Origin of the sequence: Algoriphagus yeomjeoni (assembly GCF_003259505.1) — a bacterium.
Lineage (GTDB): Bacteria > Bacteroidota > Bacteroidia > Cytophagales > Cyclobacteriaceae > Algoriphagus > Algoriphagus yeomjeoni.
The window spans coordinates 649,788-674,695 of record NZ_QLLK01000001.1; the positions used below are offsets into that span (position 1 = coordinate 649,788).

General features: G+C 39.8%; 21 protein-coding genes. 12 read left to right on the forward strand and 9 right to left on the reverse strand.

Annotation, left to right across the window (positions count from 1 at the left end):
• Positions 1–17 precede the first annotated feature (17 nt).
• Both LV83_RS02855 and LV83_RS02860 read right to left on the reverse strand, forming a co-directional pair.
• A complete protein-coding gene (locus LV83_RS02855; protein ID WP_111610001.1) occupies positions 18–3,662 on the reverse strand; it encodes an ABC transporter permease/M1 family aminopeptidase in 3,645 nt (1,214 codons plus the stop codon).
• Positions 3,663–3,671: 9 nt separating this feature from the next.
• A complete protein-coding gene (locus LV83_RS02860; RefSeq protein WP_111610002.1) occupies positions 3,672–4,559 on the reverse strand; it encodes an ABC transporter ATP-binding protein in 888 nt (295 codons plus the stop codon).
• A gap of 317 nt (positions 4,560–4,876) precedes the next feature.
• Between LV83_RS02860 and LV83_RS02865 the strand changes: the two genes are divergently transcribed.
• From LV83_RS02865 to LV83_RS02870, 3 genes are all read left to right on the forward strand, one after another.
• The gene (locus tag LV83_RS02865) at positions 4,877–6,559 is read left to right on the forward strand and encodes a DUF885 family protein (protein ID WP_111610003.1); all 1,683 of its coding nucleotides are present in this window, start codon (positions 4,877–4,879) and stop codon (positions 6,557–6,559) included.
• A gap of 61 nt (positions 6,560–6,620) precedes the next feature.
• Positions 6,621–6,794 carry a hypothetical protein gene (locus LV83_RS21465; protein WP_170124552.1) on the forward strand — a complete coding sequence of 58 codons (174 nt, stop codon included), beginning with the start codon at positions 6,621–6,623 and terminating at the stop codon, positions 6,792–6,794.
• Positions 6,788–7,075, forward strand: coding sequence for a type II toxin-antitoxin system RelE/ParE family toxin (locus LV83_RS02870; protein WP_111610004.1), 288 nt, complete (start codon positions 6,788–6,790; stop codon positions 7,073–7,075). Before LV83_RS21465 ends, LV83_RS02870 begins: the two co-directional genes overlap by 7 nt.
• A 54-nt stretch (positions 7,076–7,129) precedes the next feature.
• On the opposite strand, the gene LV83_RS02875 is transcribed toward LV83_RS02870, so the two are convergent.
• The 6 genes from LV83_RS02875 to gltX form a co-directional block, all read right to left on the reverse strand.
• Entirely contained in the window at positions 7,130–7,882 is a 753-nt protein-coding gene (locus LV83_RS02875) for a Spy/CpxP family protein refolding chaperone (RefSeq protein ID WP_146613676.1), read from the reverse strand.
• Positions 7,883–7,893: 11 nt separating this feature from the next.
• Entirely contained in the window at positions 7,894–8,205 is a 312-nt protein-coding gene (locus LV83_RS02880; RefSeq protein ID WP_111610005.1) for a hypothetical protein, read from the reverse strand.
• Complete coding sequence (locus LV83_RS02885; RefSeq protein WP_111610006.1) at positions 8,195–8,689, reverse strand: RNA polymerase sigma factor; 495 nt, start codon at positions 8,687–8,689, stop codon at positions 8,195–8,197. The genes LV83_RS02880 and LV83_RS02885 overlap by 11 nt, the downstream gene beginning before the upstream one ends.
• A 95-nt stretch (positions 8,690–8,784) precedes the next feature.
• On the reverse strand, positions 8,785–9,462 hold the full coding sequence (locus LV83_RS02890) for an outer membrane beta-barrel protein (RefSeq protein WP_111610007.1): 678 nt from the start codon (positions 9,460–9,462) through the stop codon (positions 8,785–8,787).
• Positions 9,463–9,603: 141 nt separating this feature from the next.
• Entirely contained in the window at positions 9,604–9,798 is a 195-nt protein-coding gene (locus LV83_RS02895) for a hypothetical protein (protein WP_111610008.1), read from the reverse strand.
• Between the two features lie 11 nt (positions 9,799–9,809).
• Positions 9,810–11,348: a glutamate--tRNA ligase gene (gene gltX / locus LV83_RS02900; protein ID WP_111610009.1), complete on the reverse strand. Its 1,539-nt coding sequence runs from the start codon at positions 11,346–11,348 to the stop codon at positions 9,810–9,812.
• Positions 11,349–11,676: 328 nt separating this feature from the next.
• Here gltX and LV83_RS02905 point away from each other — a divergent pair, with 328 nt between their 5' ends.
• From LV83_RS02905 to LV83_RS02935, 6 genes are all read left to right on the forward strand, one after another.
• Complete coding sequence (locus tag LV83_RS02905) at positions 11,677–13,194, forward strand: hypothetical protein (RefSeq protein ID WP_146613677.1); 1,518 nt, start codon at positions 11,677–11,679, stop codon at positions 13,192–13,194.
• The gene (locus LV83_RS02910; RefSeq protein ID WP_111610011.1) at positions 13,182–13,613 is read left to right on the forward strand and encodes a hypothetical protein; all 432 of its coding nucleotides are present in this window, start codon (positions 13,182–13,184) and stop codon (positions 13,611–13,613) included. Before LV83_RS02905 ends, LV83_RS02910 begins: the two co-directional genes overlap by 13 nt.
• Before the next feature lie 445 nt (positions 13,614–14,058).
• Positions 14,059–14,481, forward strand: a complete 423-nt coding sequence (locus tag LV83_RS02920; RefSeq protein WP_111610013.1) for a hypothetical protein — start codon at positions 14,059–14,061, stop codon at positions 14,479–14,481.
• 173 nt (positions 14,482–14,654) lie between these two features.
• On the forward strand, positions 14,655–18,008 hold the full coding sequence (gene mfd / locus LV83_RS02925) for a transcription-repair coupling factor (protein ID WP_111610014.1): 3,354 nt from the start codon (positions 14,655–14,657) through the stop codon (positions 18,006–18,008).
• Between the two features lie 178 nt (positions 18,009–18,186).
• Positions 18,187–19,413: a gliding motility lipoprotein GldJ gene (gene gldJ / locus LV83_RS02930; RefSeq protein WP_111610015.1), complete on the forward strand. Its 1,227-nt coding sequence runs from the start codon at positions 18,187–18,189 to the stop codon at positions 19,411–19,413.
• 173 nt (positions 19,414–19,586) lie between these two features.
• Positions 19,587–20,030, forward strand: a complete 444-nt coding sequence (locus tag LV83_RS02935) for a DoxX family protein (protein WP_111610016.1) — start codon at positions 19,587–19,589, stop codon at positions 20,028–20,030.
• 53 nt (positions 20,031–20,083) lie between these two features.
• On the opposite strand, the gene LV83_RS02940 is transcribed toward LV83_RS02935, so the two are convergent.
• The gene (locus tag LV83_RS02940) at positions 20,084–20,683 is read right to left on the reverse strand and encodes a DUF1684 domain-containing protein (protein WP_111610017.1); all 600 of its coding nucleotides are present in this window, start codon (positions 20,681–20,683) and stop codon (positions 20,084–20,086) included.
• A 375-nt stretch (positions 20,684–21,058) separates the two neighbouring features.
• On the opposite strand from LV83_RS02940, the gene LV83_RS02945 reads away from it, so the two are divergent.
• From LV83_RS02945 to LV83_RS02955, 3 genes are all read left to right on the forward strand, one after another.
• A complete protein-coding gene (locus LV83_RS02945; RefSeq protein WP_111610018.1) occupies positions 21,059–22,048 on the forward strand; it encodes an N-acetylmuramoyl-L-alanine amidase in 990 nt (329 codons plus the stop codon).
• 213 nt (positions 22,049–22,261) lie between these two features.
• Positions 22,262–22,822, forward strand: coding sequence for a type 1 glutamine amidotransferase domain-containing protein (locus tag LV83_RS02950; RefSeq protein ID WP_111610019.1), 561 nt, complete (start codon positions 22,262–22,264; stop codon positions 22,820–22,822).
• A 179-nt stretch (positions 22,823–23,001) separates the two neighbouring features.
• On the forward strand, positions 23,002–24,885 hold the full coding sequence (locus LV83_RS02955; protein ID WP_111610020.1) for a mucoidy inhibitor MuiA family protein: 1,884 nt from the start codon (positions 23,002–23,004) through the stop codon (positions 24,883–24,885).
• Positions 24,886–24,908 lie beyond the last annotated feature (23 nt).

Sequence of the window (24,908 nt, forward strand, 5' to 3'; positions counted from 1 at the left end):
ACGACCCTTTTCTTTTGTTATTCGACTTCTACATTGATGGTGTTATCATCAGGGATTCTATCTATTAACTTATTATATGGATCGATTCCAGCTTTTGCCGGCTCACCTTTCACTCTAATGGTAAGCGTAGTTTCTCCAGGCTTAAGTTTATATTTTTGGACAAAAAGCGGATTTACCCGATCTTTTCCATCCTCATCCGTATCATCAGCAGCAAAGATTCCTACATCAATGTAATCACCATCGTACTTAGCGTCAGATTCTTGTCCATCTGAATCAGCGTATAGCTTTTGGGATTTTAATTTGAGCGTTACATCATATTCCCCTTCAGCAATTTTTGTGGCCGTGACTTCCTCTGCTTTGTTGTCATAGAGCGTGATTTTATTCCAAGTATCGTCTAAATAGTACATCAAACTATCAGGAGTTTTTGCCGCCAGATGTCTATAAAGATCTGAACTGCCAGGGAAAGGTGGAGCTTGCCGCTGACCAAACTCCTTATTGAAGTTGTACAAAGCTGAGTCAATCGCTTCTTCTCCGATCAAATCCCGGAGGCCATAAAGGATTAAACTGCCTTTATTGTACCACTGATAGGGGCGGTTACAGTTGATAAAGACATTTTCCTTTTTACTCTCATTTGATCTTCCTCTCAGATAGTCGTCCAGCTCATCCTTTAGGAATCGTTTCATATTTTCCTTTCCGTATTTACGCTCTGAAAGAATCAATGCTGAAAATTCTGCTAAAGCTTCTGAAGTTAAATTAGCTCCTCGTGTATAATTAGGAGTGATCTGATGTCCCCACCATTGATGCGCAAGTTCGTGGGCAGTGACGTAATAGACATAATCAAAACTGTTTGGATCAGAGAAATCAGCGACCCAACCGAAGTCCTCGCTAAAGGGTACCGTATTGGGAAATGATTGAGCAAAACCGGCATAACGAGGGAATTCCAAAATTCGCATTTGTCGGAATTGGAAGTCTCCATAAGTATCTGAGAAATAGGTCAGACCATCTTTGTATGAATTCACAAAGCGATCAAGGTTATATTCATGACCTTTTTGATAATATATTTCAATATCAACTTCTTTTCCAGAGGATAAAGTTGCCTTATCACGAAGCACTTCATACTCAGCAGATAATACCGAGAAAAAAGACTGAATCGGGGTATCCTGAATGTAATGGAAGTAGCGACGATCACCATCGATCCATTCTTTCTGCAAGTAACCAGGCGCAATTGCAATCTGGCTCGGCACTGTACTTACTATTGCTTCAAATTGAATCAAATCAGCCTCATCTGAGAATAAAAGGGTGTTCCTACCAAAAGGATCATCATGTGGAGGTAGATCTTCAGGCTTTTCAGGGAGATCATGTTCTCTTCTTTTCTCATCACTATTAAGTTCACCATCGGCCGAATATCCAATTTCGGGCATTCCTCCTGCGATAAAACTACCGTTGTAAACCAATTCGCGACCAAACCCTGAATTAGGGAATCCGTCGTTTATGACTTTACTTTTTATTACCAAGTCAAGTGTATCTCCTGGCAACATGGTGCTAGGCAAAGCCGTGATTTTATACCATTCCCGGTTTGGCTTTTTTCCGAAAACCTGGAATTTAGCCGGTTCATAGACTAAAGGAAAACGATAAGGCAAACTTTCGCCTTGGTACAGAATCTCAAAATCCGTCAAGCCAGTACTATTGAAATGAACAGAATCTATGGGTTCATTGGTCTTATTCACCATTTGAACTGCAGCCTCGAAATACGCATCACGTTCCATAGGATAGAGATCGGCTTTGAGGTTGACTTTGGTTATTTTAGGTTGGGGCATAAACTCATATTGCTTCAACTGCTTTTCATAAGCCACTTGTCGAAGCTCTCCTTCATCACTTGTTTGGTAGCTATTTTCGTAAACTAGAGAATTGAAAATATAAGCTCCAGAGGCGATTCCTATCACTAGGAAAATGTATGCCGCGATGGAGGTTTTCTGAGTCAGGCGACTTTTGGCAGTTTTCAAGGTGTTTTTGAATGAAATCTCCGTTCCTCTGCTATAGAAAATGCTAAAGAAAAGAATCAAGAACAGGCCAATAGCAGTCCAATAGAGATTGAACCAAAATAGAGGCTCTCCGAAATGCCCAAGTCCATTCATATCACTCCAACGGTAGCCTGGCTTATAAGAGAAAAAGAATAGGTTGAAGTTATATCCTGCGAAATCCCTGAACACAATCATCACCAGCCAAATTCCGATAGCTGCTGCATGACCGGCAAATTTATTGTTGACAACCAAGTGCACTGCAAACACGAGCATCACCATTTGTAGGTAATCTGGCAAGGAGATCAAGTAGCTATCGACGAGGTAAACTCCCAAATCATAATTGAAATATCCCTTCAGGGTCTGTACTGCCAATCCAACTAGGATTGGAATCGTTGCCAGCAGTAAGCAGATAATTGCCATTCCCGCAAACTTTGACGCGATCACCGTCCCGTCTTTTACTGGGAAGGTGTCATTAATAACAGAATACCCAGAGGACTTATCCCGATGCAAGCTTTCTCCGGTGAAAAAGACAATGATGATGAAGACAAAGAGGTTGTAATCAAAGGTTTTATACTCCATTAAAAAAGAAGTGGATGGGAAATTAGGGACACTATATACTGTGTTTCCTATCCAAAAATCCAGAACCAAAAATACCAAACCACCGAGTAAAATCGATTTGAAATAGATGTCCTTGAAGATATTTTGAAACTCAATTTTAGAAAGTGTTTTAAAACTGGTCCATTGGTAGTTTCCTGCGAAATTTGCCTTTGCAAGGACTTGTTGAAGCATCGGAGTTTTCGTTTCTTCTTTTTCTGCTTTTGTTTTTTTCTGTTGGGTTTGGAAGAAATAGGTAAAGCTAAATCGCGCATAGGCAGCTATGAAAAAGAAGATTCCTACACCGATCCAAAGTAATCGGTTGATCAACAGATTGCCGACTACAGGTAGAATAAAGTTGTTTTGCTCAAAAGGGGTTAAATATCGAGTTTGGAAGTTGAAGGTGTTAATCCCAAAAGGATCCATAATCTCCACCAAGTTTTTATTTTCGATATCCTGAGCTAGGAAATTTGCTAGTAGGTAAATAATGAAAACTACTATTCCTCCAGAATAAATGGATTTGATATTTCTGGTAAAAACGATGAGCGCAAAGAACAAAGAACCAGCTAACCATAAGTTTGGAAGGGAAAGTGTAATCCAAGGATGCAAGTAATTGATTAGCAAATTTGGGCCATAGCGAAGCTCATCTGTGCCGAATAAAGGACCTAAAAGCGTGCCTATATAAAAACCGACAAGGCTTCCGAAGGAGATAAATATCAAAGTCACAAAAGAACCCCAGAATCTCCCCATGAAATAGGCGAATTTGGAGATAGGGTAACTAAAGAGGAACGTGCCAGTTTTATGCTCAAGGTCACGATAGATGGGCACTCCCATCACTGCAGATGCAATCAAAATTCCGAAAATCGAAATCAGTAGCTGAAGATTTGCAATCACAATTGGCGCATTATGATATACTTTCTCAGAAGCGGGAGTATTCCCAAATCCCACCAGAAGTAATGGGACTACCAATAGCATCAAGAAATAGATATAGGTCGCGGGGCGACTGAATCTGTATTTCAGTTCAAAAATGAAAATATCCAAAAACATAGCTATAGGTTATATCGTGATTGGATCTACTTTTTTAGATATATGGCTGAAGTAAACATCTTCCAAATCAGCTGGAACCGCCTCAAAGCCATTTCCAGGATTTTCATCACTTTCAATTCGTAAGCTCAATTTTCCTTCAAGAAGTTTGGTAGAGATCACGGAATAGTTCTCACGATATTCTCCCAGATCAGATTTCTCTATGGATTTCTTATAGATTTTTCCATTTACAGCTGCAATGCCCTCAGCAGGTTTTCCTTGCATCAGTACCTCTCCCTGACAGATTATTGCCATATTTGAGCAGAGCGTATTTACATCTTCAACAATGTGGGTTGACAAAATCACCACCGTGTTTTCCCCTATTTCCGATAGTAGGTTATAGAAACGATTTCGCTCAGAAGGATCAAGTCCAGCTGTAGGTTCATCTACGATAATTAAAGATGGGCTTCCTACTAATGCTTGGGCAATCCCAAAACGCTGACGCATACCACCAGAATAGGTTCCAAGCCCTTTTTTGCGATGGGTATAGAGATTCACTTTTTGTAGCAGGCTTTCCACCAATGCTTTTCTTTCCGATTTCTTTCCAATACCCTTCATTTGAGCGATATGATCAAGCATCACTTCAGCGCTTATTCTAGGATAAAGACCAAAATCCTGTGGTAAATAACCTAAGCGCTCACGAACTGCTTGTTTGTCATCCAGGACATTGATATTGTCCAACATGATACTTCCTGAGTCTGGATCTTGAAGCGTCGCAATAGTCCGCATCAGGGTGGATTTTCCAGCTCCATTTGGACCAAGTAGTCCAAACATCCCTTGTGGGATGGTCAAAGAAATGTTGTTCAAAGCCTTTACTCCATTCGGATAAGTCTTTGAAAGATTAGTGATGGTTAATTCCATAGTAAATGGGGTTTGTGGGGTTGCTTATTCTAGGGCTGAAAAGTGGCCTCAGTCAGAAAGAGCAATGGTTAAAAATTAATTAAGTAAATCACCTGTCTTAGACTTTCAAGACTATGCTGTTTGGATCAATTTATGAAAAGTCTAAACTCTTGATCTGCTTCAATATAAGTAATTGACTACAAATAATTTGTGGGTTTATGTTAAAAATCAATTTTACCGCTGATCAAAGAATTACTGTTCTTAGCCTAGTTGAAGAAGTGATTTTGAGGAATTAGGCTCAAAACATTTAATTTAAGGTTTTAAATACCTCCTTTCTTATGAAAAAAATCTTCCTAATTCTATTCTTCTGTTTGATGGCTACTTTAGGCTTTTCAACCGAATTAGCCCAAACGATTCAGACCTATCAAGCCGATTATGGGGCATTGCGGAGGCTATACTCCAACTCACTTTCCGACGAATATTTTGCCAGAATACAGAAATTCAATCAAGAATATCTCACTAGTCTCGGAAAGATCAACTATAGTTCCCTATCGGAGGATGGTAAAATAGATTACGTTCTTTTCAGGAATTATTTGGAAAAGGAACTGGCAGAACTAGCCATAGAAAAAGGTTCTTTTGATGAAATAGCTGGGGTTTTGGTATTTTCCAAGCCACTTGAAGAATTTTATCAAGGAAGACGCAGAGCCAAAAAACCTGAACCTCAAAAACTGGCTGCATCTTGGAATGAAGTGTCAAAACAGGTAGATGCCCAACTTAAGAATCTTGCTTCAACTCCCAAATACAACAGCTGGCAGAAAGCAGATCTTGCAGCCAGTGCTATAGAAGCGATGAGTAGAGCGACTGGGGAAGCGTATAATTATTACTTCGACTATGACCCAATGTTCACCTGGTGGATGCCAGAGCCTTGGAAGAAGCTTGATGCGAGTATGAAAGCCTATGCAAAAGGCTTGCGTGAGCATTATACTAATTCGGTGAAAGATGATGGAAGCGGAATTATCGGGAGACCAATAGGCCGGGATGCCTTGGAAAAGCAATTGGCATTCGAGATGATCGCTTATAGCCCCGAGGAGTTGATCGCCGAGGCTGAGAAGCAATTTGCTTGGTGTGAGAAAGAAATGCTGAAAGCATCCAATGAACTGGGTTTTGGTGATGACTGGAAGGCAGCGCTGGAAATAGTGAAAGAAGCGTATTTCCCAGCAGGAGAATGGCCGGCAGAAGTGATTCGCTTAGCTGAGGAAGCTACTGAATATGTTGAATCGAATGACTTGGTGACTGTACCTCCTTTGGCAAAGGAGACTTGGAGAACAGTGATGATCTCTGCGGAGCGTCAGCGGATAAGCCCATTCTTTTTGGGAGGAGAATCCATTCAGATTGCCTATCCAACTTCGGAAATGAGTCATGCCGATAAAATGATGAGTATGCGTGGAAATAACCCGCATTTCTCCAGAGCCACCGTGCAGCATGAGCTGATTCCGGGACATCATTTGCAGCAATTTATGAATCAGCGGAATATGACGCATAGAAGGATGTTTGGAACGCCGTTTTGGACAGAAGGCTGGGCGCTGTATTGGGAATTTGTGCTTTGGGATAAGGATTTTCCTCGCGATGCGAAAGATAAAGTAGGAATGCTTTTCTGGAGAATGCATCGTTGTGCACGAATTATTTTCTCCCTGAATTACCACCTGGAAAAGATGACTCCACAAGAATGCATTGATCTGCTGGTAGACAAAGTAGGTCATGAGCGTGCCAATGCAGAGGCTGAAGTGAGAAGATCATTTGAAGGAAACTATGGGCCTTTGTATCAAATCGCCTATATGATTGGAGCCTTGGAGTTTTATGCGATGCGGGGAGAAATGGTAGATTCAGGCAAGATGACAGAGAAGGAATTCCACGATTTGATCCTGAGCCAAAATGCCATGCCTGTGGAAATCTTAAGATCAAAAGTGACTGGAAATCCGTTGAAAAAAGATCATAAGGCGAGCTGGAGGTTTTTGGATTGAGCGGGTTTCAAGCATGCAGAGATTTTAATATCTTTAGTAAAGTTTTAAAATAGTGAGATTTATGAAAAAGGACAAAGCCATAGAAGTCTTAAATGAGTTGCCTGGAGAGTTTGATATAGAGGTATTGATTGAGCGACTTATTTTTATTGAGAAGGTTGAAGCAGGCCTAGAGCAGATCAAGGAAGGTAAAATTATACCTCATGAGGCTGTCAAGGATATTTCCCAAAAGTGGTAAAGCTTATTTGGACTGAGCTTGCTATGGAGGATTTGCACCAAATCCATGAGTATATAGCAAGAGGCTCTGAAAAGTATGCTAAAAGACAGGTTGCAAAAATCATTAAAAAATCGGAGCAAGCCCAAAACCAACCCTTTTCTGGCAAGGTTGTGCCAGAATTCTCAGATCAAACTATACTAGAGTTACTTGAAGGTAATTATAGGATGGTTTACAGGATTGCTGAAGGGGTAGTTTATATAGTCCGAATTCACCATTCAGCACGACTGTTACTAGAAATATAGGCAAAAAAGGAGCCCGAAACCGGACTCCTTTTTTCAACTATAAAACCATTAATCTTACTTTTTAGGGTCTTCTTTTAGCTTAATGACGATCACTCCATTTTTCCCTTTTTCTCCGAAGGTGTCGATTGCTGCTTTGTCTTTTAGCACGTTGATGCTCTCAATATCATTTGGATTGATGTTACTGAAATCGGTGAATTCCTTCATTCCATTTTTTGTGTCCAGCATATAGAGTGGTGCGTTTTTTTGACTGGAGCCTACCGCCTTCAACACGATCTGCGGAGAAGGATTCGAACTGCTAGATACTGATCCATAAAGAGGCTTGCCTACTCTATAATTGGGGGTAAATCTTGTTTTAGGATTTGTAGAACTGACTGAATTAACGCCATACCCTACAATATTGACCCCATTTACTGTTTGCACCCGCTGGCCTTGCAGTATTTCTTGTTGCTCTAAATTCAATTCGTTTTTGATAGAGACCATTGTGCTTAGCTGTTGCTTTTTCAGGGAGTTCTCCAAAGCCAACACTTTGTCCATTTGCTTTTGGACAGCTACTTCATCGATCTTGGTTTGATCCAGAAGTTCCTTGAGTTTCAGTGTGGCATCATCGAGATCCCATTTCATTGAGCTGAACTTACCGGCGTTTTCACTGTGAATTTTTTTGATCGTGGTGGCTTGCGCATCGGTCAATTCCAGTTCTTTTCGTAGCTCCATAACTCTATCCACGGAGTAGATGTTTTTTTGAAATAAATCCTGTGCATTTACAAAACCTGCATGTAGCATCAGGTATAAAAGAAGTATGTTTTTCATTTTAGGGTCGTTTAATATTCTGTCAACAAGGAAGCAGTAGGGGATTCCCAGGTATCCAGGAATGTGCTTTCTTCGATAGTGAAATGTTGATTTTGATTTTCATCCTCAACTAGCGTTATAATTACTACTTCAGGAGTTGAGCTTTCTGTAGGTACTGGTTTTTGGATAAATAGAAATGCAAAGATGATAGACGCAGCTATCCCTGCTGGAATCCAAAAACTGAATTTTCCTGTTTTGACTTCTGGGAAAACTGGGATTTCGATTTGCTCATCCTGCTTTTTCATCTGGTCAAAAAACCGTTCTAATTGTTCGTTATTTTCCATATTCTTCCTGGAGTTGAACTTTGGTAATTAATTCCTTGAGTTTCTTTTTCCCGCGATCATAATGAGTTCTCGCAGTTCCTAAGCCGATTTGTAGGATTTCGGCACTTTGCGCAATGGTCAACTGATGATAAAAAACCATCAAAATCACTTCGCGCTGCATCTCTGGTAAGCGCTTGATTATCCCCTCATAATCAGTTGAGTCCACCTCTTCATGAATCTCTACCGGGTCATATGAATCAGCAAGCGAAACGACTTTTCCAGATTTCCTGTGTTCATCGATCGCCGTATATCTGATGATAGAAAAGAGCCAAGTTTTAGCTTTTGATGCATCCTTTAGCTTAGCTTGTCCCTCCAGAATCTTCAAATATGTCTGCTGAAGCACATCCTTGGCCATCTCATCCTCAAAAGAGCAACATTGCCTAGCCCAGAGGTATGCATCCCTATGGTGGGCTTTTAAGATATGATCTAGCTGGTTGCGATTCATTTACATCCGTTAGTCGGGGGATGGGGGTAATATATGACAGAGTGGATTGAAAAATTTCAAGATTTTAAAATTGGAAAATTGTATTGACGAAATTATCAATTTTCCAATTTTCCAATTTTCGAATCTTTGATCCTAAACAAGTACGCCAAGGTAAACTCCAAGTTCGTGGAGTTCATGTCGAAAATACGTTCTTGACCTTCTGGATTGGTAAAGTCATAGCCAAATCGTACTTCTCCAGCCAAGGTGCTTTTCCCAAAAAGTTTGGAAATACCTGCTCCTGCGGTGAGGCCATACATGATTTTTCGTGGTTTGTCATCTACACCTCCATAGGTCGGGATTTCCGGCGGACTTGCATCAGCGTATTCTCTTCTGATGTCCTTTGCTTGAAGCATGTAGCCAAGATGTGGGCCTGCTTTGATCTGAAATCTTCCAGATCTGCCGATGAAAAAGCTGGAAAGAATAGGGATTTTCAGGTAATCAAACTGAGTTTCATTGACTAATGCAGGCTCTATATCTTCATCTGAAATCTGCGCGAATCCTAAGCGCAAAAACTGAAGATTGACTTCGATTCCTGCGTTTTTTGCATTGAAATGTTCAAAAACCAAGGCAAAAGTAGGTGCTCCGATTCCTTCAACTGAAATTCCACGGGTGCTGGGGGTAGGCCGATAAGAATAGGTGGAGGTAGTGTAGCCGCCGCGAATTCCGACACTGGTTTGTGCCAGCGCAGCTAAAGAGGATAAAATAAAAATGCCCGTTAGCAAAACTCTGTTCATGCCCAAAAGTAAGTAATTAAAGATTTTGTCGGATTTTATTTAACGTTTTCTGAGATAATCATACTTCATCAATGATGTACCTACGAAAAGAGCTCCACAGGGGAGCTCTTTTAAATGAATAAGATCCTAAATCAGGAAGTTTTATTCTTTTTTATCAGATTTCAAATCATCTCTATCCTTTAGCTTCTTGTCTTCCACATTCTTGTTGAGAAACTCGTTGATTTTGTCAATAGAAAAGGAAGAGGAAATCTCGCCAAAGGAATTTATGTTCATTTTGAAGCCGTTTAAGTCTTCATGAACTTTAGGGTCTTCGTTTTTCTTTTTCTTCTTAGTCATAGCTTAGGTGTTTAGCTTATTACATCTAAAGTTGCTAACGCAAATCTAATTCGCTTAGCCACATCTTCAGTTCCTAAAATAGCAAAAATCTCCATCAAATCCGGTCCTGCGCCTACACCAGTTACAGCCAGACGGACGGCTTGCATGGATTTTCCTAATTTTAATTCCTTCGCTTCAGCAGTTTCTCCAAGCAATGCTTTAGCTTTTTCGGCATCGAAATCACCAGTAAAACCTTCAAGCGTCTCTGCATATGCAGTAAGTATGGTCACGGCATCTGCATTCCATCTTTTACCCGCAATATCCTGGTCAAATTCCGTAGGAGCTTCCACCACAAATCTACTTCCTTGCCAAATTTCTGAAGGGAAGGTCACACGCTCTTTCATCAAAGCTACTAGGGCTTCTGCTGTGTCCTGAATAATAGTCACTCCTTCCTTAGCCGCATCGGCGATCACATAAGGAGCCAATTCTGCATTTGTTTTGGCTCTCAAATACTGCTCGTTGAACCACTTTGCTTTCGCGATATCAAACTTAGTCCCTGACTTGCCGATTCGCTCCACAGAGAAAGCTTCAATTAATTCTTCCAAAGTGAAAATTTCTCGATCATCACCTGGATTCCAGCCTAAGAAAGCCAAGAAATTCAAAAAAGCATCTGACAAATAACCTTGCTCACGGAAGCCAGCTGCTGTATCGCCATCGATCTTATTTTCCCAATTCAAAGGAAAAACCGGAAAGCCCAGCTTATCTCCATCACGCTTGGAAAGCTTTCCGTTTCCGTCAGGCTTGAGCAAAAGAGGCAAGTGAGCAAACTCAGGCATGGTGTCTTCCCAGCCAAAGAATTTGTAAAGCAACACGTGCAAAGGAGCAGATGGGAGCCATTCTTCTCCACGGATCACGTGTGTAATCTTCATCAAATGATCATCTACGATATTTGCCAAATGGTAAGTTGGCATCCCGTCAGATTTCATTAATACTTTGTCGTCTAGTGTAGCAGACTGCACCATCACCCAGCCACGGATCATGTCATTTAGACGTACTTCTTCTTTTCGTGGGATCTTCACTCGGATTACGTACGGATCGCCAGATTCCAATCTTGCTTTCACTTCTTCTTCTGAAAGCGTCAGCGAATTTTTCATCTGAGTTCTCGTGATGCTATTGTATTGAGGCTGAACTACCCGAGCAGCAGTCAGTCGCTCACGCATGGCTTCCAGCTCTTCAGAAGTGTCAAAAGCATAATAAGCATGACCTGCCTCTACCAAGTCCAATGCGTATTGCATGTAGCTAGGCTTGCGCTCAGACTGGCGATAAGGCGCGCAGTCACCTGGATTCCATGGGCTTTCGTCAGGAGAAATTCCTAGCCAAGCTAATGACTCTTGAATGTAAGCTTCAGCGCCTGGAACAAAACGGGCTTGATCGGTATCTTCAATTCTTAGAAGGAATTTTCCGCCCATTTTGCGGGCAAAAAGGTAATTGTAAAGTGCGGTACGAACACCGCCAATATGTAAAGGCCCAGTCGGTGACGGGGCGAATCTTACGCGAACTTCTCTACTCATGGATTTCTATTTCAATACCCTCACCTGTAAAATGGAGAGCTTGTTTTGATTTTGTGGTCAGGGGGCAAAGATAAGGAAATGTGGTGGAAGCGGATGGTTAATGAATCAAGAACTTGAGGGGCAACAAAATTATAAAATGAGTTAAAATGGGTAGAAAATTTTGTGAACCTATTGTTTTTTACTGATATAATTAAGAGGTTATTAGACGCTTTCAGCTAGTCAACCAAAATAAATTTTATGAAAAACATTTCTACCCCCCCCCTCTGGCAAAAATCTAGTTAGAATAAGTTTTATGCGGCTTCTGTTCTTTATGATCGCAGCAAATTTTATGATCACTTCTTGTATTAATGAAGAACCGGATATTCCACTTGATGAATTCAGTAAAAACAAAGAGACTGTCCTAGTCAAAAATTGGTTTAATGACAACAAGACTACCTTAAGATTGCCCATGGGCGGAACTAACTTCCGAACAGAATCCCAAGAGCTGATCCTGCCATTTTTCGAAAAGGAACCTGATTGGAACAAGTTTCATCACTATTATTTTCCTGATGGAAGGGAAGTCTTTGAGATCAATCTGGATAATGACGAATTCTATATTCCTTCTTCATCTGAGGATGAGAATACCCTAAAGAATGGAGCTATTCAAAATATCATGTTTGTGAAAGATCCTTTAGAAGAATGTTTTGATCCCTTGATTGTACGCTACTTTCCAGATGATGCTTCTTCGGCAAGGGATTTTAACGATCTCTATTACTTGGCAATCGATGAGAAATGGAGTGGGTGGATAGATCTCTTTTCCTACGATGAGCATCATCTGATAGGATTTAGAATTGATCAAGGGACAAAGGTCTCATCTAGAACGCTATCGCAGGAAAGCCAACTAGGATCAGAATCTTCATCTAGTGCAAAGATGGTTTATGAATGTACTGAGACCATTACAGACTGGTATCAGATCACGACTGTAGCAGGTAGCAGCTCTTCATTAGAGTATCTTGACACTACCTTTTCTAAGGAATGCGAATGGGTTGATATGGGAGGTGGGCCTACTGGTGATGGTGTTGTTGGCGGAGGTGGAGGTAGTAGTCCTTCTGGCCCTAACCCTTATATTCCGCCTGTTATACCTGCTCCAAAACTTATAATTGAGATTGATTTAACTGTTGCAAAACACCCACGAGTCAATTGTATAGTAGGAAAACTTCAAATGTCAGATTTTGTGCAGGGTATTGCGTCTTTTGTGAAAACTGGAGATTTGACAAGGAATTCAGTGATTAAGCTCGGTTCCCTAGGGATTAATGGACCCAATGGTCATACAAAGATGAAGTCAGGCGGAATTATTGAAATTACAATTAACAGAGATAATTTAGATAAGCGTTCTGATTTGGTAATAGCAAGGACTATTCTTCATGAACTTACCCATGCGGAAATATATGCCGCACTTAAGGCTAACGGAGAAACGGCCTTGGATGGGGATTTTGGGAAAAATTTTGACAAATTTATCAATGTATTCTATGGGTCAGATGATTTTAATCTGGGTGGAGATCAGCATCATCGTTATATGGCCGAGAATCTGATGGGTAAAATGAGTGAAGCTTTAATGAATATTCACAATTATCAGTTTCCTCAAGATTACCAGAGTTTGAATGACCTAGTGAAAAGAAATGGCGATTATCCAAATGGAGTAACAGTTGAGTTTTATAAGAATATATTTTGGAGTGGGTTTAAGGATACTTTTGCTTTCGCCCAGATGGAGGAAATAAAGACTAATTTTCCAATTTCTTCGCCTTATGAAAAATTTGCGAGAGATCAATATACTTCAACATTATTGACAAAAACATGTGGCAATTAATCGTATTTATTCAAATCTGGTTTCTATTGCAATTACCTACTCCTGATTATGTAGTGTTGATTATAAATGACTGCAAGCTTGCCAAATATGTTAGTAGGGGAGAAAGCCCAGAGCGGTTTTTTATAACTCTAGATTATAAAGATGAAAGAAAATTGATTTTGGTAGGACATGATTATTTAGATCAGACTGATATGCCGTCCACGATGAGTATGAGTTTTGCTGAAATACAGCAAAGAGATCCATTATATACCTCTGATCTAAAGACTTTCGAAGCCTGGGCAAATCAGGTAGCCTATAGAAAAGATGAAAAAAAGATTTTTATCCTCCTTTCAAAAGACTATTGCTCTGGAAATCGGTTTATAACAAATCAGCAATTTACACTTTATGAAGTAAATGTTCTATTACAGCATGATGAGTGATCTGTCAGAAACATTGAAGAAGCTATGTGGAAATTAAGTTTAGTAATAATTTTCTTTTGGGCAATAAATCAAGAGCACATAAATCATAAGATAATTGTTCTTGACAATTGTACTAAGTGGAAGCAGGCTTACATATCTAAAGAGCCAGGGGAATTTGCGATAGTTAATGATTTTGACTATAATAATCCTGTCCTTCTAAGTAATGTAGCGCACCTTGGATCCCCCATGGAGGTCAGGACTATTACATTAAAGGATGTAATCAATATTAAAGAATATGTATCGAGTTCGGAATAATCTAATGAAGACTGGATGAAGTTTGAACAAGAGGGTATAAAGGTTTTTATAATTCACCCTGATGATTATTGCTCAGGAAAGCGATTTGAATATAACCACGTATTTAAGCTTTACGAGATTCGGATTCAAGTGACGCGGGACGAATAAAACCATGTGGAAATTAATCTTACTACTATTATTCTGGTTTCTACCTCAATTACCTACTTCTGATTATGTAGTGTTGATCGTGGATGATTGTCAGCTTGCTAAGTATGTAGAGAGAGGTGAAAATCCAAAAAGATTCTTTATTGCGCTGCATTATAAAGACGAAAGAGGGTTGGTTACTCTTGGTCATAACTATATATATCCTGAAGATAAGCCTGCCACCATGACTATGAGCTATCCCAAAATACTGCAGAGTAATCCGATATTTACTTCAGACATCAATGATTTATTATCATGGGCAAAACTGGCAATAAATAAAAAAAAGATATTTATTCTTCTCTCAAGTGACTATTGCTCCGGAAAGCGTTTTGTGTCAAATCAATCATTTATGCTATATGAAGTAAAGATTGGGCTAGAGCTTAATGAGTAAAACAGGTGGTTCTCCTTTTTCGGAGGAACCCCTTTTAAGAATTGTGGTTTTTTATTCTGAACTCTTATTACCTCTGCGTGTTTATTTGCAAGGAAAAGTAGCTTGAAGGCAATCGATAGAATTCATAAAGCCCTAACTTTACCTCACCAACCTACTATTAAAATCACAAGCTTTTGGATCGTTCCGATTTTCTTTCCATATATCAATCAGACCCTATTTTTCAAACTATCGTGCATGAAATTTCAAGTGGCGATAAGCTTACCTACCAGATAAAAGGATTGTCAGGAAGTTTGGATATGGTGCTATTTTCAGCGCTTTTTCAGACCAAGGGAGGATTTCATCTTATCGTTGCACAAGACAAGGAAGAGGCGGCTTACCTCAACTCGGATCTTCAGAATTTGCTGAATACCGAGGAGCACATGATATTTCCTTCCAGTTTCAAGCGGGCTTATCAGTACGAGGAAATCGACAATGCCAATGTGCTGATGCGCTCAGAGATCCTGAATCTAGTGTTGGAGGAGAAAGGAAAATCACGCATCATCATCACTTATCCAGAGGCAATCTACGAGCGGGTAATTAATAAGCGCTCACTTTTGGAAAACACCTTTTCTGCCAAAGTAGGAGAGCAAGTCGATATGGAATTTGTGTCAGAAATCCTGGCTAGCTATGATTTTGAGCGGACTGAGTTTGTCTATGAACCTGGGCAATTTGCTATCCGTGGCGGTATTCTAGATGTATTTTCCTTTTCTAATGAGCACCCTTATCGACTGGAGCTTTTCGGAAAAGAAATAGAAAGCATACGGACCTTTGATCCAGAATCGCAACTTTCCATTGCCAGTGTTGATCAAATCGCTTTGATTCCGAACGTGCAAACCAAGCTTTTGCAAGAAGTGAGGCAGTCATTTCTGGGATTTTTGCCTGAGCAGACCATCGTCTGGATCAAAGATTACCAGCTGACTTTGGATGTCATGGACGAATGTTTTCACAAGGCTTCTTTGGCTTTTGACCAAATCTTCAAAAAAACAAATGATACTAAAACTGTCCTCGGTCCTGAAGACTTATTTGACAAAGGATCTGACTTTTCTACCCTTTCCACCAATTTCTCCAGAGTGGAATTTGGCAAGCAGTTTTATCTGAAAAATGCCAAGCAATCCACTTGGGAGTCTCAGCCTCAAGCCTCTTTCAATAAGAATTTTGACTTACTCGTCACGCAGCTTTCGGAGAATGAAAAGAAGGGTTTTGTCAATATTCTGACTGCCGAAAATGCCAAGCAAATCGATAGACTACTAGGTATTTTCAAAGAATTGGATCCCACTTTACAAGTGCAAAGTATGCTTCTTGGCTTGCGTGAGGGATTTGATGATAAGCAATCAAAAATTGCCTGCTTCACAGATCATCAGCTATTCGAGCGTTTTCATCGCTACAAAACCCGTGACAAAGCCAGTAAATCCAAGGCGCTCACAATAAAGGAATTGAAGGCTCTTCATCCTGGTGACTACATCGTCCATGTGGATTATGGAGTAGGCCGATTTGCTGGATTGGAAAAAGTGGACGTCGCAGGCAAAATGCAGGAAGCTGTACGATTGGTTTTTAGAGACGATGATTTGCTCTATGTGAACATTCACTCGCTTCACAAAATCTCCAAGTTTTCCGGACAAGAAGGCACAGTTCCGTCTATGTCCAAACTGGGCTCTCCAGAGTGGGAAAACAAGAAGTCCAGGGCCAAAAAGCAGGTAAAAGACATAGCAAAAGACTTGATTGCGCTTTACGCAAAGCGAAGATCTGCAGCAGGATTTGCTTTCCATCAAGATTCGGTTTTGCAGATTGAATTGGAATCCTCATTTATCTATGAAGACACACCCGATCAAGCTACCGCTACTCAAGATGTAAAATCAGATATGGAGAAGTCCTATCCTATGGACCGATTGGTTTGTGGTGATGTGGGTTTTGGAAAAACTGAAGTTGCGATCCGTGCTGCATTCAAAGCTGTAAATGACAGAAAACAAGTTGCAATATTAGTTCCGACGACCATTCTGGCGATGCAGCATTATCATACGTTTAGCGAGAGATTGGAGAATTTTCCAGTGAAAGTCGAGTACATCAACCGCTTTCGTACCGCAAAGGAGATCAAAGAAATCATCGCTCAGGTGAAAACCGGCGAGATTGATATACTCGTAGGCACACATAGAATTGTTAATAAGGATATTGAGTTTAAAGACTTGGGATTATTGGTGATAGATGAGGAGCAGAAGTTTGGAGTGAAGGTGAAGGATCAACTGAAGAATCTTCGCCTAAACGTAGATGTGCTTACATTAACTGCAACGCCAATTCCGAGGACTTTGCATTTTTCCCTGATGGGAGCTAGAGATCTGTCTGTGATCGCTACTCCGCCTCCAAACCGACAGCCGGTGACTACGGAAGTTCAGACCTTCCAAGAAGAAGTGATTCGGGATGCGGTTTCGTATGAGCTAAGACGAGGAGGTCAAGTTTTCTTCGTTCATAATAGAGTGGGAGAAATTGACTCCATCGCCAATTTGATCATGAAATTGGTTCCTGATGCTCGTGTAGTAGGAGCTCATGGTCAGATGGATGGTAAAAAGCTGGAGAAAGTCATGGTGGATTTTATACATCACGAATACGATGTATTGGTTTCAACCAATATCATCGAATCTGGACTGGATATTCCGAATGCCAACACAATTATCATCAACCGGGCCCACATGTTCGGAATGAGTGATTTACATCAAATGCGTGGTCGAGTTGGGCGAAGCAATAAAAAGGCATTTTGTTATTTGCTCACACAGCCGATGTCTGGGTTGACAGCGGAAGCTCGAAAGCGGATGCAGACTTTGGAGGAGTTTTCTGATTTGGGAGATGGCTTCAAGGTAGCGATGAAGGATTTGGATATTCGTGGCGCTGGGAATTTGTTGGGCGCAGAGCAAAGCGGTTTTATCACCGATCTAGGTTTTGAGATGTATCATAAAATCCTCGATGAAGCTGTTCAGGAATTGAAGGAAAACGAGTTTGCAGCTTTATTTGAAACCGATTTGACCGAGAAAGTCAAGGTGTTGGTTCAAGATTGTACAATAGAGACTGATTTGGAATTATTGATCCCTGAGGAATACGTAGGAAACATAAGCGAAAGGCTGGGGCTTTACTCTAAACTTGACGCTATCAAGAATGAAGAAGAGTTGACCAAATTTTCTCATATGCTATTGGACCGATTTGGGCCTTTACCTGAGTCTGTGGAAGATTTGATGGAAACTGTACGTCTGAGATGGAAAGCCGAAAAACTTGGCATTGAGAAACTTGTGTTGAAAGGGAACCTAATGAAGTGTCACCTACTCCCATCCACTCGTGATGATTATTATTCTTCAGATATTTTCCAAAAAGTGATGCGATTTGCGCAAATGAATAGTAAACTTTGCAAAATAAAGGAGTATAAGAATCGTTTGATTCTTACATTATCGAATGTTTCTACAATTTCTAAGGCCCAGATTAAGCTAAAAGAGATGAATGAAGCATGATTTTAAAAATAATTTAGTGGCATAAAAATTGCAGATTTGCATATCGATTTTGTTGAATTTCCGGGATTTTGGCTGTTTTTTGCCAAAAGGATTCCAAGGACTTCATCTTAAATCATTGCATGTGCTTGACATTGCAATTATATTAGCACATTGAAAAAGACCTTAAACAATTACAAATATGCGTCTGAGTAACAAATCTTGGGGAATGTGGGTAGCAGCTTTGGCGATAGTCGGAAGCTCTATTTTAACCTCTTGTAACAAAACTCCTGGCTATGGCAGAAGAACTGCAGAAAAGCCTGGTAAAAAAAGTGCTACGACCGGAGCAGAATTCAGTTTTGATGAAAATGATTCTACTAATTTTTTTGTAGCTAAAAATGCCGAGCAAATTCCAGGACCAAACTTGAAATTTATCCAAGGTGGTAGAGCTGTTCTAGGCTCTCAGGAAGAAGATGTGATGGCTTTCCGTGATAATCAGGAAAGAACTGTTACACTTTCAAACTTCTACCTTGATGAAACTGAAGTCACAAATAATGATTTTAGAGAATTTCTTTTCGATATGAAGAAAAAAGTGAGTGCAGATTCACTTCTTAAACTCGAACCAAAGGATAATGTATGGGCAGGTGGAGAGATGTCATTCAATGACATGTATCAGTCATACTACTTTAGATTCCCAGGTTTCAACTTCTATCCAGTTGCAGGTGTTTCTTGGGTTCAAGCTAATGCCTACTCCAAGTGGAGAACTGATTACGTTCAGGAGATTATTAGAAAAGAAAGAGAAATAGACTCAACATTCACTAAAACTCAACTGATAGAAAGAGGAGTTGCTCTTGCAGATTATAGACTGCCAACAGAAGCTGAGTGGGAATATGCGGCCAAAGCAATGATCGGTACGCAATACCTAGATGAGAATCAGGAATACGGGCGAATCTATCCTTGGGATGGAAGAGGAGTTCGTAACCCTTACAACGTGAAAAGAAAAGGTAAGCAAGGTGATTTCCTTGCCAACTTCAAAAGAGGTAGAGGTGATTACGGTGGAATCTCAGGTGGTCAGAGAAATGATGGGGATATCATTCCAACAAACGTTTATGATATGGCTCCAAATGATTTTGGCCTGTATCATATGGCAGGAAACATGAACGAATGGACTCAGGATATTTACCGACCACTTTCTTACCAAGACTTTGATGACCTCAACCCAGTTAGAAGTAACGGGACAGGAGATGAAGAAGATACTTATATGACTTCTATGCTTACAGATGAGCTTAGAGTTTATAAAGGAGGTTCTTGGAGGGATGTAGCTTATTGGCTTGCTCCAGGTACCAGAAGATTTATGCATCAGGATTCTGCGACCAATCATATTGGTTTCAGATGTGCAATGATCTCTATCGGAGAAAAGGGAAATTAAGAAACACTCAATCGTATTGAAGCCCCAGCAAGTCATTTGTTGGGGCTTTTTTGTGTCAAATAGTTTCGTGCAGAGATTAAGTACAAAAGAAATGTCCGGCTATAATTACTTCCTTTTCAAGTAATTATAGCCGGTTTTTTGTAACTTATTAGAGTACTTAAACCCAAAATGACATGAATACTTTATCAAAAATTGAATCGTGGGCAGATAGACATCATCCTCAATGGATCGATTTCCTCCGCATAGTGCTAGGACTATTTATTATGTACAAAGGAGTACTTTTTATTTCCGATACAGGTGCTCTGATGGATCTTATGAAAAATAAGGATCTTCAATTTTTTAACCTCGGATTAGCGCATTACGTTGCTTTTGCACATCTAGTTGGAGGTTTTCTTATTGCTTTAGGGTTAGTTACCCGATTTGCTATCCTATTTCAAATCCCAATCCTTTTGGTAGCTGTTTTCTTTGTAAATATCGATTCAGGTTTTCTCTCTGTTTCGAATAATCTTGAATTCGAATTATCTCTTCTTGTGTTGATTTTATTAACTGTTTTCTTGATTTATGGATCAGGGAAATTTTCCTTGGATAATTACATGAAGGAGCACCCTAAGTGGTGATTTAATAGGAATGAATATGGGTGGAAATATCTTTCCGCCCATGTTTGTACTATTTACTTCATCATCACGCCTGCTTCTATTTCCAGAGGCAAATCATTTTCCTTGGGAGGAATTGGGCAGGCATATCCAGCTGCATAGGCGCAGAATGGATTGTAGGCTTTATTGAAGTCTAGCTCAATTGTATTTCCAGCTGGGATCCTTAAGTCCATATATCTTCCTCCTCCATAGGTTTCTTTTCCATTGGTAGGATCTGTAAAGGGAAGGAAAAGATAATCCTTGTATTTTTTTTCCGTTCTCAACTGATGACTTTGGTATATATTCAGTTGGTATTCTGCCCCATCCAGCGTGAACGTAGCAATACCATATATGTCATAGTCTTTGATAGAATTTGCCGTTGTCTTCATTTGAAAAAAGCTTTGTGGAGGCAGCTTTTCGAATTTGGCTATTACATGATATTTTTCATCTATTGGATAATAATCATGTCCTCTAAAGGCTATTTGTTCCTCTGGAGATAATGGAGATTCATCAGGATTTTTAAATTCTTCATTTAGTTTCTGCTGAAATTCTAAAATAGAGGCTTTGTAATCATTTTGGGCATAAAGACCCTTTGAAAGACTGATAAGTGCGAATAAGAAGATCAGAAGTGCTTTCATAGAGACTTAAAGTTACTGAATGAAAATTGGTCAAATTTCATTTTAAACTAATGATTTTTAAATAAGTGAAATTAGATTCTAAAAGTGAAATTTCTAAGAATTTATCACCCTACCCGAATAAAAGCAATGTAAAATTATAATCTCTTCATTTTCAATGCTTAGGCAAATCTCATTAAATTGATAATCTGAATTATGTATATCCGCTTTGTTACCAGTAAATAGATAAAAGCGACTTAATAGATGGTATACCCTAGCTTTGAGGCCGCTTCGGTCTTCGGTCATCGGTCTTCCAGCCAACCAAGCAAAGAATCTAAGGTGACTGGCATCATTGCGGATAATCATAATCTGAATTTTAACTTTTAACCTATATAAATCATGGAAAGCAAAAATGGATTTTTGAAAATGAGCATTGCTGAATTTATCCCTTGGATTCATTCCCAGCGAATTGCTCGAACCATTATCACTATTCAACAGCATCATACCTGGAGTCCAAACTACACACACTTCAATGGTAGAAATCATTTTGACAGGCAATTAGCCATGAAAAACCATCATGTACGAAATAATGGATGGAGTGATATAGGGCAGCATTTTACGACTTTTCCAGATGGCACTATTGTTACCGGAAGGTCCTTGGAAGCCACTCCAGCATGTATTTTTGGAGCTAATCGTGATTCCATTTGTATCGAACACCTTGGTAATTTTGATAAAGATGGTGATGCCATGACAAATGAGCACAGAGACGCTATAATACAGATGACTGCAGTTCTTTGCGATAAATTTAGATTGCCCGTAAATACATTTAGTATCATTTATCATCACTGGTTTGAACTTAGTACTGGGAATAGGAATAATGGAACCGGTGGCAATAAATCTTGTCCGGGTTCAAATTTCTTTGGTGGAAATAAAGTAGAAGACTGTACGTCTTTTTTCCTTCCATTTGTAGAACAGGCGATTCAAGGGTCCCACCAAACCATTGCTCCACCTGCTATTGAAAAATATGTAGCAGTGACAGCTAATATACTTAATGTACGAACCGCGCCAAATGGTTCTTCTTCCAAGGATCCAGATCGAGAAGCTGCTCAACTGGGCTCTATTCTAAGAATATATGAGGAGTCAAATGGATGGCTAAAAATCTCAAATAGTCAGTCTCATTGGGTCTTTGGAAGATACACTTCTGAAGTAAAAAGAGCTACCGTCAATGCGAACGTACTTCGTGTGAGAAGTGGACCAGGAACTGAGTATCATAGTGTAGATAATCTTATGAAATCTGAGGAAGTCTTCATTTCCAAGGAATTGAATGGTTGGTGCAAGATGAGTTTGGAGGAAAAATGGTTAAGCAAAAGTTATTTGGATTTCCAATAATCAGATGTAATCCCAAGTCTGATTCTTCCCGATATGTGCGTTCATTTCTCATATCGTGGAACTTTCCCAATTGCTATTTATAGGAAAACCCGTCTATCTTACTCATAGACGGGTTTCTCTTTTTTGGAACATTATTGGTTCTTATATAAGTGCTTCCAAACCGAAGCTACTTTCTATAAGAGAAAGTAATTGTCAACTTAACCAACTAGCATAATGAGTTTATTAAAAGATATAAGAGTAGCTATACTTGCTACAAATGGATTTGAAGAATCAGAACTGATGGAACCAAAGCGAACGCTTGAAAAAGAAGGTGCCGAGGTCTTAATAATATCTCCAGAGAATGACGAAATCAAAGGTTGGAAAAATGGAAACTGGAGTGAATCAATCAAAGTTGATGCTAGGGTAGATCAAGTGAGTGCCACTGACTTTGATTCCCTATTGATTCCTGGAGGCGTGATCAATCCTGACTTGTTGAGGAGGGATATGACTTCTGTGAATTTTGTCAAGAGCTTTTTTGAAGATCATAAACCGGTGGCGGCAATCTGCCATGGACCACAAATGCTCATAGAAGCTGAAGTAACAAATGGTCGTACATTGACTTCATTCGCATCAATAAGAAAAGACTTAGAAAATTCAGGAGCGCATTGGGTAGATGAAGAAGTGGTCGTGGATAGCGGTTTAGTCACTTCAAGAAGCCCTAAAGACTTGCCTGCATTCAATAAAAAAATGGTGGAGGAATTCCGAGAAGGAAAACACGCTGGACAAACAGCTTAATAAGCATGAGGCCCGATTAATTGAATTAGTCGGGCTTTTTTTATGGTATTTTTTCACTTAACCAGTATCGTGTTTGGTGTAGGACCTCATTGTTTTGAAATCTTAACTTTTGATAGTTGAACCCTGAATTTCATTTATCGTTTAATTTTTACTTATTTAATAGTTCAACCCCACGATGCATGCAAAAACTATCCTTTTTACTCACATTTTGTTTAATTTCTTTTTTCAGTTACACTCAGGAAATCAAAGAATCAACCTTTAAATCTGAGATTCAAGAAGTCACCGTATTCCTTTCTGGAGCACAAGTTTTTGAAACGTCCAGTGGACAGATCTCGGCCGGGGAGTCATTTATTTTGATCAAGGGACTTTCTCCCTATGTGGATGAAAAAAGTATTCAGGTCAAAGGAATGGGAGATTTTACGATTCAGGCAGTTAATAAGCGATTAGACTATTTATCTGAGCAAAAGACAGGTGAAAAAGTGAAGACGCTTCAGGACTCTATTTTGGCTATTCAAAGAAATCAAAGCATTGAAATGGCCCGTCTGGAAGTTTTGAAAGAAAAGTCCAGTCTGCTAAATGCCAATAAGAATATCGGAGGAACTCAGAATGGAGCTAGCCTGACAGAGTTAAAGCAGGCGATGGATTTTTACGATGCCGAGTTGATGAAAATCAAGACGGAGGAATTGAAAATCCAGGCGAATCTTCAAAAGGAAAATGAAGAAATGAATAGGCTAAGTAATCAGATAGCTGCTATGCAAGAATCTGCCAATGAGTCTACTTCCGAAATCAGAATCCGAGTAAAAGCTGAAAGAGCAGGAAGCGCCACTTTGGAAATCAACTACCTCGTCGCCAATGCAGGATGGTATCCGAAATACGATGTGCGGGTGAAAGATGTGAGTTCTCCTCTCTCGCTGACTTACAAAGCTGAGGTTTATCAAAATACAGGTGTGGATTGGAAGGATGTCAAACTGAGGTTTTCTAATGGCAATCCAAATCAAGGTGGTCAAATACCTGATTTAGAAAAATGGGAGTTGAATTTTGCCAGATTGACCACTTTCAATCCTAGAAGTCAAAACTTCGGTTCAGTTTCTGGGAAAGTTGTTGATGCGATGAACGGAGAAGGAATTCCGGGTGCAACTGTGATGGTGCGGGGCACAACCATAGGAACAGTAACCGATATAGATGGCAATTACTCTCTAACCTTACCTTCTGGGGCTAGTCAATTAAGTGTGTCTTTTATTGGTTATCAGCCTAGAGATATAGCGATTAATTCCTCTAGAGTGAATATTTCTCTTCAAGAAGATACTATGGCTCTGGAAGAGATAGTTGTTGTAGGGTATGGAACTCAAAATAAGAAAGCTTTAGAAGGCAAGGTTTCGGGTGTTAAAATTAGAGGTACTAGTTCCCTGAATTCTTCCCCAGCTCAAGCGCTGGAGACTTCCGTAGTAGAAAACCAAACTACTGTAGAAATAGAAGTTGCTGAGCCTTACTCGATCAAATCCAATGGTGAGAAAACATTGGTTGATTTGAAAAACTACCAAGTCGATGCTTCCTACAGTTATTCAGTTGTTCCAAAGCTTGATAACGATGCCTTCTTGATCGCTGAGATTGCAGACTGGAGTCAATACAGTCTGCTGGAAGGAGAAAGCAATTTGTACTTTGAAGATGGTTTTGTAGGCCGTTCCATTCTTAATGGTTCTTCCCTTCAAGACACGCTGGAGATTTCCATGGGACGGGATAGGAGTATTGTGATCCAGCGGGATAAAAACGATGAATTCTCCAAAAAGAGAGCAATAGGCTCCAATATCACTGAAAGTCGAGAGTACGTAATTACCGTGAAAAACAATAAGTCTCAAGCTGTGACACTCAATGTGGAAGACCAGATTCCTGTTTCTGTAAATTCAGATATTTCTGTAGAAGCCTTAAATCTTTCAGGGGGAAAACTAGATGCGAATACAGGAATAATGACTTGGACAATAACGCTTCAGCCTGGTGCCCAGCAAGAGCTCAAATTCCAGTATGAGGTGAAATACCCTAAGCGGGAAAAAGTGATTTTGGATTAATTGGAACTTCTGTAAAAAATCCA

What these genes read in the sequence shown, in the direction of transcription:
- LV83_RS02855 (WP_111610001.1), bottom strand. Translation starts at nt 3,662, where the DNA reads ATGTTTTTGGATATTTTCATTTTTGAACTGAAATACAGATTCAGTCGC.
- LV83_RS02860 (WP_111610002.1), bottom strand. Translation starts at nt 4,559, where the DNA reads ATGGAATTAACCATCACTAATCTTTCAAAGACTTATCCGAATGGAGTA.
- LV83_RS02865 (WP_111610003.1), top strand. Translation starts at nt 4,877, where the DNA reads ATGAAAAAAATCTTCCTAATTCTATTCTTCTGTTTGATGGCTACTTTA.
- LV83_RS21465 (WP_170124552.1), top strand. Translation starts at nt 6,621, where the DNA reads ATGAAAAAGGACAAAGCCATAGAAGTCTTAAATGAGTTGCCTGGAGAG.
- LV83_RS02875 (WP_146613676.1), bottom strand. Translation starts at nt 7,882, where the DNA reads ATGAAAAACATACTTCTTTTATACCTGATGCTACATGCAGGTTTTGTA.
- LV83_RS02880 (WP_111610005.1), bottom strand. Translation starts at nt 8,205, where the DNA reads ATGGAAAATAACGAACAATTAGAACGGTTTTTTGACCAGATGAAAAAG.
- LV83_RS02885 (WP_111610006.1), bottom strand. Translation starts at nt 8,689, where the DNA reads ATGAATCGCAACCAGCTAGATCATATCTTAAAAGCCCACCATAGGGAT.
- LV83_RS02890 (WP_111610007.1), bottom strand. Translation starts at nt 9,462, where the DNA reads ATGAACAGAGTTTTGCTAACGGGCATTTTTATTTTATCCTCTTTAGCT.
- LV83_RS02895 (WP_111610008.1), bottom strand. Translation starts at nt 9,798, where the DNA reads ATGACTAAGAAGAAAAAGAAAAACGAAGACCCTAAAGTTCATGAAGAC.
- gltX (WP_111610009.1), bottom strand. Translation starts at nt 11,348, where the DNA reads ATGAGTAGAGAAGTTCGCGTAAGATTCGCCCCGTCACCGACTGGGCCT.
- LV83_RS02905 (WP_146613677.1), top strand. Translation starts at nt 11,677, where the DNA reads ATGATCACTTCTTGTATTAATGAAGAACCGGATATTCCACTTGATGAA.
- LV83_RS02910 (WP_111610011.1), top strand. Translation starts at nt 13,182, where the DNA reads ATGTGGCAATTAATCGTATTTATTCAAATCTGGTTTCTATTGCAATTA.
- LV83_RS02920 (WP_111610013.1), top strand. Translation starts at nt 14,059, where the DNA reads ATGTGGAAATTAATCTTACTACTATTATTCTGGTTTCTACCTCAATTA.
- gldJ (WP_111610015.1), top strand. Translation starts at nt 18,187, where the DNA reads ATGCGTCTGAGTAACAAATCTTGGGGAATGTGGGTAGCAGCTTTGGCG.
- LV83_RS02935 (WP_111610016.1), top strand. Translation starts at nt 19,587, where the DNA reads ATGAATACTTTATCAAAAATTGAATCGTGGGCAGATAGACATCATCCT.
- LV83_RS02940 (WP_111610017.1), bottom strand. Translation starts at nt 20,683, where the DNA reads ATGAAAGCACTTCTGATCTTCTTATTCGCACTTATCAGTCTTTCAAAG.
- LV83_RS02945 (WP_111610018.1), top strand. Translation starts at nt 21,059, where the DNA reads ATGGAAAGCAAAAATGGATTTTTGAAAATGAGCATTGCTGAATTTATC.
- LV83_RS02950 (WP_111610019.1), top strand. Translation starts at nt 22,262, where the DNA reads ATGAGTTTATTAAAAGATATAAGAGTAGCTATACTTGCTACAAATGGA.
- LV83_RS02955 (WP_111610020.1), top strand. Translation starts at nt 23,002, where the DNA reads ATGCAAAAACTATCCTTTTTACTCACATTTTGTTTAATTTCTTTTTTC.